The organism is Bradyrhizobium sp., assembly GCF_017881085.1.
GTDB lineage: Bacteria > Pseudomonadota > Alphaproteobacteria > Rhizobiales > Xanthobacteraceae > Bradyrhizobium.
In genome coordinates this window covers 1-12,519 of record NZ_JADGRI010000143.1, presented here as the reverse complement: position 1 = coordinate 12,519, position 12,519 = coordinate 1, and the positions used below count along the sequence as shown (strand labels likewise).

General features: G+C 62.9%; 15 protein-coding genes. 7 read left to right on the top strand and 8 right to left on the bottom strand.

Annotation, left to right across the window (positions count from 1 at the left end):
• From QZ213_RS15110 to QZ213_RS15085, 6 genes are all read left to right on the top strand, one after another.
• On the top strand, positions 1-1,146 hold a 1,146-nt coding region (locus QZ213_RS15110), incomplete at its 5' end, for a dihydroxy-acid dehydratase (RefSeq protein WP_291686888.1).
• Between the two features lie 122 nt (positions 1,147-1,268).
• Positions 1,269-2,003 (top strand): SDR family oxidoreductase, encoded by a 735-nt coding sequence (locus QZ213_RS15105; protein ID WP_291686887.1) that lies wholly within the window; start codon positions 1,269-1,271, stop codon positions 2,001-2,003.
• Positions 2,004-2,144: 141 nt separating this feature from the next.
• Complete coding sequence (locus tag QZ213_RS15100; protein WP_291686886.1) at positions 2,145-2,891, top strand: SDR family NAD(P)-dependent oxidoreductase; 747 nt, start codon at positions 2,145-2,147, stop codon at positions 2,889-2,891.
• Positions 2,892-3,037: 146 nt separating this feature from the next.
• Positions 3,038-3,430, top strand: coding sequence for a GFA family protein (locus tag QZ213_RS15095; RefSeq protein ID WP_291686885.1), 393 nt, complete (start codon positions 3,038-3,040; stop codon positions 3,428-3,430).
• A gap of 78 nt (positions 3,431-3,508) precedes the next feature.
• Positions 3,509-4,189 carry a site-2 protease family protein gene (locus QZ213_RS15090; RefSeq protein WP_291686884.1) on the top strand — a complete coding sequence of 227 codons (681 nt, stop codon included), beginning with the start codon at positions 3,509-3,511 and terminating at the stop codon, positions 4,187-4,189.
• A 60-nt stretch (positions 4,190-4,249) separates the two neighbouring features.
• On the top strand, positions 4,250-4,666 hold the full coding sequence (locus QZ213_RS15085) for a hypothetical protein (RefSeq protein ID WP_291686889.1): 417 nt from the start codon (positions 4,250-4,252) through the stop codon (positions 4,664-4,666).
• 40 nt (positions 4,667-4,706) lie between these two features.
• Here the strand turns inward: QZ213_RS15085 and QZ213_RS15080 are convergent, their stop codons facing one another.
• The 8 genes from QZ213_RS15080 to QZ213_RS15045 all read right to left on the bottom strand — a co-directional run bounded on the left by QZ213_RS15080 (position 4,707) and on the right by QZ213_RS15045 (position 12,031).
• The gene (locus QZ213_RS15080; RefSeq protein ID WP_291686883.1) at positions 4,707-5,501 is read right to left on the bottom strand and encodes an energy transducer TonB; all 795 of its coding nucleotides are present in this window, start codon (positions 5,499-5,501) and stop codon (positions 4,707-4,709) included.
• Positions 5,502-5,533: 32 nt separating this feature from the next.
• On the bottom strand, positions 5,534-6,001 hold the full coding sequence (exbD, locus tag QZ213_RS15075; protein WP_291686882.1) for a TonB system transport protein ExbD: 468 nt from the start codon (positions 5,999-6,001) through the stop codon (positions 5,534-5,536).
• A gap of 4 nt (positions 6,002-6,005) precedes the next feature.
• A complete protein-coding gene (exbB, locus tag QZ213_RS15070; protein WP_291686881.1) occupies positions 6,006-6,983 on the bottom strand; it encodes a tonB-system energizer ExbB in 978 nt (325 codons plus the stop codon).
• Between the two features lie 125 nt (positions 6,984-7,108).
• Positions 7,109-7,516, bottom strand: a complete 408-nt coding sequence (locus tag QZ213_RS15065) for a DUF2946 domain-containing protein (RefSeq protein WP_291686880.1) — start codon at positions 7,514-7,516, stop codon at positions 7,109-7,111.
• A gap of 140 nt (positions 7,517-7,656) precedes the next feature.
• The gene (locus tag QZ213_RS15060; protein WP_291686879.1) at positions 7,657-8,346 is read right to left on the bottom strand and encodes a Fe2+-dependent dioxygenase; all 690 of its coding nucleotides are present in this window, start codon (positions 8,344-8,346) and stop codon (positions 7,657-7,659) included.
• A gap of 5 nt (positions 8,347-8,351) precedes the next feature.
• Complete coding sequence (locus tag QZ213_RS15055) at positions 8,352-10,901, bottom strand: TonB-dependent receptor (RefSeq protein WP_291686878.1); 2,550 nt, start codon at positions 10,899-10,901, stop codon at positions 8,352-8,354.
• A 237-nt stretch (positions 10,902-11,138) separates the two neighbouring features.
• Positions 11,139-11,378: a hypothetical protein gene (locus QZ213_RS15050; protein ID WP_291686877.1), complete on the bottom strand. Its 240-nt coding sequence runs from the start codon at positions 11,376-11,378 to the stop codon at positions 11,139-11,141.
• A 191-nt stretch (positions 11,379-11,569) separates the two neighbouring features.
• Complete coding sequence (locus QZ213_RS15045) at positions 11,570-12,031, bottom strand: MarR family transcriptional regulator (protein WP_291686876.1); 462 nt, start codon at positions 12,029-12,031, stop codon at positions 11,570-11,572.
• Between the two features lie 147 nt (positions 12,032-12,178).
• On the opposite strand from QZ213_RS15045, the gene QZ213_RS15040 reads away from it, so the two are divergent.
• Positions 12,179-12,519: biotin/lipoyl-binding protein (locus QZ213_RS15040; RefSeq protein WP_291686875.1), on the top strand; the 341-nt coding region annotated here is incomplete at its 3' end.

The following is a 12,519-nucleotide window of genomic DNA, read 5'->3' as shown; positions in this document are numbered from 1 at the left end:
GGAATGTCCCTGCCCGGCTGCGCCGCGATCCCCGCCCCCTATCGCGAGCGCGGCCAGATCGCCTACGAAACCGGCACCCGCATTGTCGGCATGGTCTGGGAGGATCTGAAACCGTCGGACATCCTGACCCGAAAGGCGTTCGAGAACTGCATCGTCGTCAATTCGGCAATCGGCGGCTCGACCAACGCGCCGATCCACATCAACGCCCTCGCCCGCCACATCGGCGTGGAACTTGAGATCGAGGACTGGCAGAAATTCGGCCACGACGTTCCGCTGCTGGTGAACATGCAGCCGGCCGGCTTCTACCTCGGCGAGGAATATCATCGCGCCGGCGGCGTGCCGGCCGTGGTGGGCGAATTGATGCGACACAAGCGCATCCATGAAGACGCCATGACCGTCAACGGCCGAACCATGGGCGACAATTGCCGGGAGGCGCCGAAGCCCGACGGCGACGTGATCTGGGGCTATGACAAGCCGCTGGTGAAGGACGCCGGCTTTCTGGTGCTGCGCGGCAATTTGTTCGATTCCGCGATCATGAAGACAAGCGTGATCTCAAAGGAATTTCGCGACCGCTATCTGGTCAACCCCAGGGATCCGAACGCGTTCGAGGGACGCGCCATCGTGTTCGAGGGGCCGGAGGATTATCACGCGCGGATCGACGATGCCTCGCTCGATATCGACGAGCACTGCATCCTGTTCGTGCGCGGCACCGGCCCGATCGGCTATCCCGGCGGCGCCGAGGTCGTGAACATGCAGCCGCCGGCCGCGCTGATCAAACGCGGCATCCTGTCCTTGCCCTGCATCGGCGACGGCCGGCAGTCTGGCACCTCGGGCTCGCCGTCGATCCTGAACGCGACGCCGGAAGCTGCCGCCGACGGCGGGCTCGCGATCCTCAAGACCGGCGACAAGGTTCGCATCGACCTCAACAAAGCCAGCGCCAATATCCTGATTTCGGACGAGGAGATCAGGAAGCGGCGAGCGGAGTTGAAGGCAAGAGGCGGCTTCCCCTATCCCGCCAACCAGACGCCGTGGCAGGAGCTCTATCGCTCCACCGTGGGCCAGCAGGCCACCGGCGCCTGCATGGAATTCGCCACGCGCTATCACGACATCGCCGGGAAAGTCGGCGTGGCGAGGGATAATCATTAAGGCATCTGTCGTCATTGCCGGGCTTGACCAGGCAATCCCTCATTCTTCAGAAAGAAGATGGATACGCGGATCAAGCCCGCGTATGACCAGCGAAATTCGACGATAACTTTCGGGAGCAGAACATGTCAGACCGCCTCAAGGGCAAACGCGCATTCGTGACCGCAGGTGCTGCGGGCATCGGGCGCGCCACGGCCATCGCCTTTGCGCGCGAAGGCGCCACGGTATTCGCCACCGACATCGACGAAAAGGGGCTCGCTTCGCTCGCCTCGGAAGGCATTTCGGAAACGGCGCGGCTCGACGTGCGTGATACTGCCGCCGTCACCGCGATGGCCAAACGCGTCGGCCCGGTCGATATCCTGTTCAACGCGGCGGGCTTCGTGCATCACGGCACCGTGCTCGATTGCTCGGACGAGGACTGGGATTTTTCCTTCGACCTCAACGTCAAGTCGATGCACCGGACGCTGCGGGCGTTCCTGCCGGGCATGCTGGAAAAAGGCGGCGGCTCGATCGTCAACATCTCCTCGGCCGCCGGCGTGTTCAAGGCGGCCCCCAACCGCTACGTCTACGGCGCCACCAAGGCCGCGGTCGCGGCGCTGACCCGCGCGGTCGCGGTCGATTTCATCACGAAGGGCATCCGCTGCAATTGCATCTGCCCGGGCACCATCGAAACACCGTCGATGCTCGGCCGAGCCGCCGCGGCGGGTCCGCAAGGCCGCGAGATGTTCGTCAGCCGCCAGCCGATGGGACGGCTCGGTACCGCTGAGGAAATCGCCTCGCTCGCGGTCTACCTCGCCAGCGACGAGAGCGCCTTCACCACCGGCGTCGCCCACATCATCGATGGCGGCTGGACGCTGTAGGCGCAGCGCAGAGATTTCCTCATCCTGAGGAGCGGCTTTTTGGCCGTGTCTCGAAGGATGGGCCACGGGCCTCATGGTTCGAGACGCGCGCAAGAGCGCGCTCCTCACCATGAGCATCACAGAACGAAAGGATCTTCCCCAATGAACAAGATCGATCTGAACGGCCGCTGCGCCGTCGTCACCGGCGGCGCGCAGGGGTTTGGGCGCGCGATCACCGAGCGCTTTGTCGCCTCCGGCGCCAGGGTCGCGATCTGGGATCACGACCTGCCGTTCGCCGAGAAGACGGCGAAGGAAATCGGCAGCGGCGTCACCGCGTTCAAGGTCGACGTGTCGGATCTGGCCGCGGTGGAGCAGACGCGCGACGCGACGCTGAAGGCGCTCGGCAAGATCGACATCCTGGTCAACAATGCCGGCATCGCCGGCATCAACAAGACGGTGTGGGAAACCGACCTCGACGAGTGGCGCAAGGTGCTGCGCGTCAATCTCGACGGGCCCTTCATCTGCTGCAAGGCAATCGTGCCTTCGATGGTCAAGCAGAACTACGGCCGCATCGTCAACATAGCCTCGATCGCCGGCAAGGAAGGCAACCCCAACGCAGCCCACTACTCGGCCTCGAAGGCCGGCCTGATCGCGTTGACAAAATCGCTCGGCAAGGAACTGGCCGGCTACGAAATCGCCGTCAACGCGGTGACCCCGGCCGCCGCCAAGACCGCGATCTTCGACCAGATGACGAAAGCGCATATCGACTTCATGCTGTCGAAGATCCCGAAAAACCGCTTTGTCCTTGTGGAAGAGCTCGCCGCGATGGTGGCGTGGCTGGCGTCGGAGGATTGCTCGTTCTCCACCGGGGCGGTGTTCGACATTTCCGGCGGGCGGGCGACGTATTAGAGAATTTGCTCCTCATGGTGAGGAGGCGCTCTTGCGCCGTCTCGAACCATGAGGCCGCGGCGGGGCCTCATTCGAGACGCGGCGGAGGCGCCGCTCCTCATCAGGACGAGTGCTAGCAAAACGCGCTATTTGATCCGGAGTCCATCATGATCAGGGAAGGCGGATGCCTGTGCGGCGCGGTGCGGTTCAGCGCCGAGGGCGAGCCGATCAATGTCCGGATCTGCCATTGCCGCAACTGCCAGAAGGCGATGGGGTCGCCGTTCTTTGCCCGCGCGCTGTTTCCGCAAAGCGCGCTCACGGTCGACGGCGAGACCGCCCGCTATGCATCGTCAAAAACGCTCGAGCGCGTGTTCTGCAAGACCTGCGGCACCCGGCTGTTTTCCTGGCGCAAGAATGGCACCGCCGCGGGCGTCGCGCTCGCGACCTTCGACGACCGCAACGCCTTCGCGCCGACCGAGCACATCTGGGTCGCGGAGAAGATGGACTGGGTGAAGCTCGACGACGGCCTGCCGCAATATGAGGGGACGGTGCCGGCCTGACCGGCAAGCCGCTGTCGAAGCGGACCGTTCATGAATACATGATAATCCGGCTCATCATTCGAGCTGGTCAGGACACAAGTGAACATCACGCTCTACGACCTGTCGGTCTGGGTATTGCCCCTCGTCATCGCCATCACCTTCCACGAGGCCGCACACGGCTTTGTCGCACATGCCTTGGGCGACAACACCGCCTATGAACGCGGCCGGGTCAGCTTCAATCCGCTCAAGCACATCGATCCTTTCGGCACCCTGATACTGCCGGCGATGCTGCTGCTCGCCCACTCGCCGTTTCTGTTCGGCTACGCCAAGCCGGTGCCGGTGGATTTTCGCAGCTTACGCAATCCCCGGATCGACATGGTCTGGGTGGCGCTGGCAGGCCCCGGCACCAACATCGCGCTGGCTCTGGTCGCGGCACTGGCTTTCCATGTCGTGGGGTATCTGCCGCCGAACGCGGCGCAATGGGTCGCCGACAACCTCCAAAATGCGGTTCTCATCAATGTCGTGCTGGCGGTCTTCAATATGCTGCCAATTCCCCCGCTGGACGGCGGGCGGGTCGCGGTCGGATTGCTGCCGAGGGCGCTCGCCGCCCCGCTCGCCCGGCTGGAACCGTTCGGGATGCTGATCCTGATCGGAATTCTGATCCTGCTTCCTATCGTCGGTTCGCAGTTCGGTCTAAATCTTGATATTATCTCAACTATACTGCGAGCGATGACCGGCTATGTGATCCAGTTGCTTCTGGTGGTAACCGGGAACGCGTAGTCCTCTTTGTATGAGGAAACGCGAAAAGAGGCTGAAGGCATGGTGATCAAGGCTGCCGATATGTTGATCGCGCGACGCGCCGACACCAGGGCTAGAGCCGATTTTGCGACCTGGAAGATGATGGCCAAGCTGAACGGTGCCTCCGCCCTGCCCCCGGAAGCCCAGACCTTTCTCGAAAGCTACAAGGCGCTGCTCAAGCAGATGCCCGAGCCCGAGGCGACCGAGGCCACCATCAAGCTCATGTACCAAGCCTATTACGGCGAAATGGGCGGGGCCGGCGCGCCGCCCGAGCTTCCCGTCCAATCGACCGTTCAGGCGAAGGACAACGTCACCGCCTTCAAGCGGCCGCCTACCCCGAAGAAACCCGCCGGACCGAAGGGGATGGGTGGTCCGGACGCCAAACCCCGGCTTCCCGTGGCGCTGATCTTCGCCTGCCTCGTCGTGGTCTATGTCGGGATCCGGTATTATCTGCAGTGAGGCGAAGGCGGAGCCGGCGCCATAGCAGGGCTTCCGAAAGTCAGCTCTTTCCCTTGATCCGGAAAATCACCGGCAGCGTAAAATTTAATCCCTCGTCGGCTACCGTTGGCGGCGGCGGCGGTACCGGATCGGATTTTCGCACCATCGCCAACGCCGCCTGATCGAAGGCCGCGTCGCCGGACCCCTTGACGACATTGGCCGACAAGACATGTCCCATCCGGTCCAGCGCGAAAGAGACCAGGATCTCGGCGCTCTGCAGCGAACGCTCCGCCGGATAGCGCTTGTGCTTGTCGAGATGCGCGATCAGTTCCTTCTGCCAGGTCGCGCGTATCCGCCGTGTGCTTTCGCCGGTGCCCTGCGCGGGAGCGACCGAGCGCGTCCCTTGCGGAATATTTTCCGAGCTGGGAGTAGCGGTGGCCTCCGCGGCGACCGATTCCGTCGAGGCTGTTGCCTGCACCGCGGCGATTTTTGCGTCGTCCTCTTTTGGTTTATGGGAATCGTTCGGCGTCACCACCCGGTCCGGATCTTCGGTTTCGGTCGGCGTGTCCTTCGGCAGCTCGCTGTCCTTCAGTTCGGCCTTCTGTTCGGCAATTGCCGGCGACGCGACGGAGGCCTCGGTATCCGGACCCGGCGGCAGGTCGGTCGGTTCCAGATGCGGCGCCGTCATCTCCAGGCCGATCTCGATCGCGGGCGCGCCGAGGTCGTCGTCGAGATCGACACTGCGCAGATGCGCGACCGCGAGCGCCGCGCCGCCCAGATGAAGCGCGAGCGCGCCCAGGCCTGCGAAAATCCACAGCCGCCGGGACGATCTTGATTCAATATCGAGGTCGGACATCGCGATTACGTCACATGCTCCAGGTCGTCTGCTCAGGGTTTTGGATTTTCCGGCGCTGATGAGGCCGCGTTCGGAACGCCTTCCAGCGCCACCAGCTTGATCTTCGAATAGCCGCCGGCGCGCAGGAGTTCCAGCACGTCCATCATCTCGCCATACGGCACCGCGCGATCCGCGCGCAGGAAGATGAAGCGGTCCTTGCTCGTATCAGCCATCCCATCCAGCGTTCGCACCAGATCGCCGCGCTTGACCGGGCTTTCCCCTATCGCCAGCGCCAGATCGGGCTTGATCGTGAGGTAGGTCGGCTTGTCCGGCTTCTTCTGCGGGGCCGCGGTCGACGACGGCAGATCGATCGGAAGATCCACCGTCGACAGCGGCGCCGCCACCATGAAGATGATCAGCAGGACGAGGATGACGTCGATGAACGGCGTGACATTGATCTCATGCGTTTCCGCGAAATCGTTGTCGTCGTCGAGATCGCTATCGGAGATCGAAATGCCCATCGCCCTACTCCGCCGCGCGCGAATTCACGCTGCCAAGCGAACTGACATGGGTGCGATCGAGATCGCGCGACAACAGCCGCGCCGCCGCGCCCGAGGCCCGGCCGACCAGTTCGAGGTAGCCCTTCGTCACCCGCGAAAAGTGGTTGTAGATGATGACGGCCGGGATCGCCGCGGCAAGCCCGAAGGCGGTGGCGAGCAGGGCTTCGGCGATGCCCGGCGCGACCACGGCCAAATTGGTGGTCTGCGATTTCGAGATGCCGATAAAGCTGTTCATGATGCCCCACACCGTGCCGAACAGCCCGACGAACGGCGACGTCGCGCCGATCGTCGCCAGCACGCCCATGCCGAGCCGGATCCGGCGCGCCTCGGCGCGCACGATCTCGGCAAAGCTCGAGGCCGCCCGTTCCTTGATGCCGGCGTCGCTGGAAATTCCCGCCGAGAGCCTGCCCTCGCGCATCGCGGCCGCCAGCAGCGACGACAACACGCTGTCCTTGGCGCCGAGCGAGAACTGCGCTTCCGCCAGCGACCGGGCGTCGCCGATCTTCCTGAGCGCCCCGCGCAACCTGCGCTGCACGACCGACAGCTCGATCATCTTGGCGATGAAGACGGTCCAGGTCACCAGCGAGGCGAAGGCCAGCCCGATCATCACGGCCTTGACCAGAATGTCCGCCGACAGGAACATAGACCACGGCGACAGCTCGTGCAGCCCGGTCGTTTTCAGCGGCTTGCCGGCATCGGCCGAAGCCGCCGCGGTCGCGTCGGAGGCCGCAGGCGCCGGGGCGGATGAAAGAGGCAGCGCCGGTGTCGGGGCCTGCATCGCGGGCGCAACCTGTGCCGGAACGGTCGCGGGTTGGGACAACGCGGGAGCTTGTTGAGCCGCGGGAGCCGCATTCGGTTGTTGCGCCGATGATGGCGACGCCAGCACCAGCATCGCCAGTGCCGACATCAGGCCGTAGGTCGCTCGAAAGGATAAGCTGTTCATATTTCGGTCCAGTAGCGGATCTGATTGTGACGCATGCATCCGGCCAGTCAAAGCGCTTGTGGAATGCCGGGAGAGATCGCGATGCGCCGAATGGCGCGTGAACGCGCCCATGCGGGCCGCCGATGTCAAGCGATCGGCGGAGCGCGCGGCTGGAATGCGACACGAGCCGAGTTCGGTTCGGCGAACCGTGCGTCAGCCACCAAATACGAGAATGCGGTCGCATGAGGCGACAGCAGCAAAGGCGGCGCCGCATCCACCATGGCATTGGCCAGCGCCATGACGGCGCAGATCGCACAGTCATCACAGGGCTGGCCGGCCGGCAGATGGTCGGAGGTCTTCGACCTGATCGGAACCAAGACCTTGGGGCGAAGGATGTCCGCCTGCGAAGCCCGGTGCGATGCGCTCGCCTGCGCAACCGCGAGCCCGTGATGCAGCCCCGCCCGCATCGCGCCAGTCGACACGGACGCCGCCGACGCGCTGTCGCCGTGGAAATGTCCGAACGACAACAGGAACTGGATCGCCAGCGCGAGCATCGCGAGCCTCGACCCCAGCCTGATGTTCGATCGGAACCATTTCATGTCGGCACGTGCCTTGACCGGAAGTTCTGCAAACCCGCCTCGGCTGCTCCCTTTGTTACAATATAACATCTCGGGGGTCGCGCCTAGCCAAGTGTTCATACTTCGGCCCAGTAGCGAATGAGGTTGTGATAGATGCCGGTCAATTTGACCGTTTCAGGGTCATTTCGCCCCAGACGCCCGACCAGTTCCTGGATCGCCGTGTCGAGATCGAAAATCATGGTGCGGGCCTGGGCATCGCGGATCATGCTCTGCAGCCAGAAAAACGACGCCACGCGCATGCCGCGGGTGACCGGGGTCACCATGTGCAGGCTGGACGAGGGATAAAGTACGAGATCGCCGGCCGGCAGCTTGACCTCGTGGGAGCCGTAGAGATCTTCGACCACCAGTCCCCCGCCGTCATACTCGGCCGGCTCGGAGAGGAATAATGTGACCGACAGGTCGGTCCGGATCCGCAAACCGCTAAGATGATCCCCGCGCACGGCGTTGTCGACGTGGATGCCGAAATGGTGCCCGCCCGCGGCGGCATAGCGGTTGAACAGCGGCGGAAAGATCTGCAGCGGCACCGCGGCCGAGACGAACCGCGGGCTGGCCGTCAGCGCCGAGATGATGCGGTTGCCGAGCTTGCGCGCCAGTTCGCTGTCCGGCGGCAATTGCTCGTTGCTTTTGACATCGGCCGACTGCGCGCCGGCGGTGGAACGGCCGTCTTCCCACGCGTGGCCGTCCATCAGGAGGCGGAAATCCGCCACCTCGTTCTTGCTCAGTACCTTGGGGACACAGATCAGCATGGCGGTCAGAACCTCGCCGAGATGACCAGCGAGGCGCTGCGGCCCGGCGCCTCGAGAACGAATGGCGCCGCACTCTGGTAAAGCGCGTCGTAATAGAGCTTGTTGAAGATATTTGCGACGAACAGCTTCACGGTCCAGTTCTTGTCGATCTTGGCCTCGGCAAAAGCATCGAAGCGCCAGTAACTCGGCAGCGACGTGCCCTGGTTCGCGGCGAGGAAAGTGCCGCCATACATCTTCGACCGGTAGACCGCCTGCCCGCCAAGCTCCCAGACGTCGGTGAGCTGGTATTTGCTGAGCAGGCTGAACGATTGATGTGCGACGTTGGCCAGTCGCAGCCCGACATTGCTCTTGAACAGAATCGTGTTGGCGGGCGGGATCAGCGACTTCGTCACTTCCGACTGCATCAGCACGAGTCCGCCGAAGACACTCCATTTGTCGGTGATCTTGCCGCCCGCTTCGAGATCGATACCCCTGATGCGGTACGCTGCGCCCGCACTGATGCAAGCGACCGAGCCTGTCGTGTTGGCCGGATAGGGACACGCTGCCGTCGCAGTGGCAGCAGTGACGTTTTGCGATTCACGCGCATTGTCTTTTTCCGTCTGGAACAGCGCGGCGGTCAGCAGCAAATGCCGGTCGAACAGCTCCCACTTGGTGCCGAGCTCGATCGCCTTGTTCTTTTCGGGGCCAAATATCTGGTTCGCGTTGCCATTGAGCGACGGCGCCAGCCCGCCATAGGCGGTGCTGGTGCCGTCGAATTCGGCGCCGACCGGATTCGACGAGGTCGCGTAGGCGGCATAGACGCTGGCGATCGGCAGCGGCTTGAGCACCAGGCCGAGGTTGAAGTTCGGCAAGCCGAACTCGGCGGATTGCGCGCCAAACACGTTCGCTACGCCGTTCACTGTTCCGTAGCCGTTGGTGGAGATGTTGTAATTGTCGTACCGAAGTCCGCCATTGAGGATGACGAGATCGTTGTAGTTGGCGGTATCGAGCAGATAGACGCTCTTGGTGTCGATGCCGAGCCGCGTGGGCAGACCCGCGAGCGCCGGCGTTCCGAACGGCAGGAACGTGTATTGCGGGGCGAAGACGCTGACACCGCTCACCGATCCGCTGCCTGAGAAGGCAGTGCCGGTCGTCTCCGAAGTCAGCCCGGTATATTTGTCGATACTGGCGGTTTCACGCGAGACCTCGATGCCGGCGAGCGCGGTGTGCTTCCAGCCGTCGGAAGCGAACTTGTAGGTTGCTTCGGTCTGGTTGGCGACGACATCGGTGATCTGATAGCGGCTCTGCGGATTGGCGCTGAGCGTCGACGCCGAAAGCGGATTGGCGAGAACCGGCGACTCCGGAAGCGTACCGATATAGTTCAGTGTCGAGCGGGAAACCCTTACCTTGTCGCTCAGGGTGAGGTCCGCGGTGATCTGGACCTCGCCATTGATGGTTCCGATGTCCTGCCCGACCCGGTAGAAATCGCGATCGACGAAGCCGTAGAAATTGTTGCGGTTGGCGCCGAAACCCGGGAACGGCCCCCCGGCGGTGCTCGCCGTGCTCGGCCGGTCATACGGAACGCCGAAATCCGGCAGTCCGTGCAGCTCGGTGTGAATGTAGCCCGCCGTCAATTTGACCGTGTCGAGCGGTGTCCACTTCGCCGTGACAAACCCGCCATTGCGGTCGTCCTTGACATAGTCCCGGCCAGCGACGCCGGCATCCTGGAACAATCCTCCCGCGCGCACCGCCAGCGTCGGGCTGATCACCTGGTTGACGTCGAGCACGACGCGCTTGGTGCGGTCGGTGCCGAAGGTTGTATCCATGTTGTAGAAGCTTTTTTCCGGTGTCGCCTGCTTGGAGACGATGTTGATCGCGCCGCCGGTGGTGCCGCGCCCGGCGAACGACGAGCCCGGTCCGCGCAGGATCTCGACCTGCTCGGTGAAGAAATTCTCGCGAACGCTGACGCCGGCGTCGCGCACACCGTCGAGGAAAACATCGTTGCGGGCGTCGAAGCCGCGAATGAAGAAGCGGTCGCCGAAGGCATTGCCGCCCTCGCCGGTTCCGAGCGTCACGCCGGCGGTGCTCAGGATCGCCTGCTTCAGCGTGGTGGCGTTCTTGTCTTCCAGAACCTCCTTGCTCAGCACGGTGACGGTTTTCGGCGTGTTCAACAGCGGCTCCGGGAATTTACCCGACGCCTGCAAATGGTCGACCTTGTAGGGCGCGGCCGCGTCCGCATAGGGATTGCGGTCGGCCTGCAAGCCGCCCGCGTTGGGAAACGGCACCGCAGCGACCTGCGCGGGCTGCGTCCGCCGCGCCGCACGGCGCAGCGCGTTGCGTGCGCGTATCTGGTCCGGAGTAGGTCTTGACATCGCAGGGCGCGGCCGCTCCACCGGGGCATCGACCGTCACCGGCGGAAGGTTCGATTGCTGGGCTTCGGCGCCCGAGAACGAAGCCACCGCGATCAGGCCGGCGACCGCCGAGACTTTTCGTCCAGAATAATTCTCGAAAGTTTCGTTGCCGAGGTTAACCGTCGCAACTGAACGCAACGACCTCGGTGCTATTGCCTGACCCATCCCGCTTGCCCCTCGAACCAGATCCCCATTCGCTCATGCGGTTCATTTGCAACGAGCGAAGTAGTGTTGGTATCGAGCGAAAAAATTCGGGTCAATGCGAATGCGACTTTGCTTTGCTTGAATACATCCAGATCAAAACGATTCTAAGCTGGAATTTGAAATCGTTCTAAAGCAGCGTTTGTAGGCGTTCTAAACTGATGCAAGAAGCGATTGCCAAATCGAGCTTTCCTGCATCGATCAGTCGACGCTGGGCGGCTTCATCAGCGAAAACAATTCATCGACGGTTCGCTGGGCGACTTGCCGCACGCGATCCGTGTTGTCCATTCCGGCGATGTTGACGCCCTTCACCACGGCCCTGATCTCATCGCGAAAGTCGGTCAGAAACCGCAACGGATCGGGTGAATTGTTGGCGACGCGCGCGATCAGGCCGGTGATCAGAATCTGGCAGGCGATCATGCGTCCGTTCAATTCATCCATCATGCCATCCTCAAGTTGTGGCGCGCGCTGCTATCCAGACGCAACGGTCGCACCCGCCGTGATATGAACGACGCTTGCCGCGGTGACAACGCGTCGCGGCATGATCCAGATTGGAAACGTTCAATTTCGGAACATGCGCGCGCGACGTCACGAAGCGAACGGCGCGCCTGCGACTTTCAGACTTGTTCGGTTTACTTGGCTGCGATGGTGCCGGAAGGTTCGGCCAGGCCCTTGATCCGATCCTTGATGTCCCGGAGCGCTTGCAGGCTGGTTTCGATCGCGCTGTCGGGGATGTCCCGCAGCACATCCGACGCAATGGAATCCCGCAGGCTGTCGAGGTCGTCGACAAGCTGCCGACCGCTCGCGGTCAGGAACAACCGGTTGGCACGGCGGTCCTTGGGATCGTGCCGTCGCTCGAGCAGACCGTGCTCGACCAGACGATCGAGCAGTCGCACCAGCGAGATCGGCTGCAGCTCGAGCACATCGGCCAGATCGACCTGGGACAACCCCTCCTGCTGCCGCAACCGGAACAGCACGATCCATTGCGCACGCGTCGTGCCGCGGGCCTTGGCGCGGTGATCGATATAGTTGCGTAACAGGCGCGAGCTTTCGACTAGTTGCGCAACGAGCTGGCGTTTAAGATCGAGAGACATCCCGTAGTTTCCCGCCCCCGAAGCTTTCCAATTGTTTAGGTTTCTTCAAGCTATAGTGTGTTTACACATTAAGTGCACGCATATTATATCCGCCCCACGGGAACCGTTTTGAAGACCCGCTACTTATTCTTGAACGCATGAGCTGACATGACCGTAGCGCGGACCATCCGTTGGGTTTTGCTGGCCGCAGTACTCGCCGCTGGAGGGTATTACGGCTGGCAGCGGTTTCACGCCGAAAACCAGGCGGCGGCAGCCAGCAACGCGCAAAAATCGGTTCGCAATCCGGTTCGCGTCACCATCGCACCCGTCCTGAAAGCTGATTTTCCGGTTTATCTGAGCGGGCTCGGGACGGTGCAGGGTTTCAACACCGTGGTCGTGCGAACCCGTGTCGACGGCCAAATCGACAAGGTCGCCTTCAAGGAAGGCCAGCTCGTCCAGCAGGGGGATCTGCTCGTCGAGATCGACCCCCGGCCCTATCAGGCGACGCT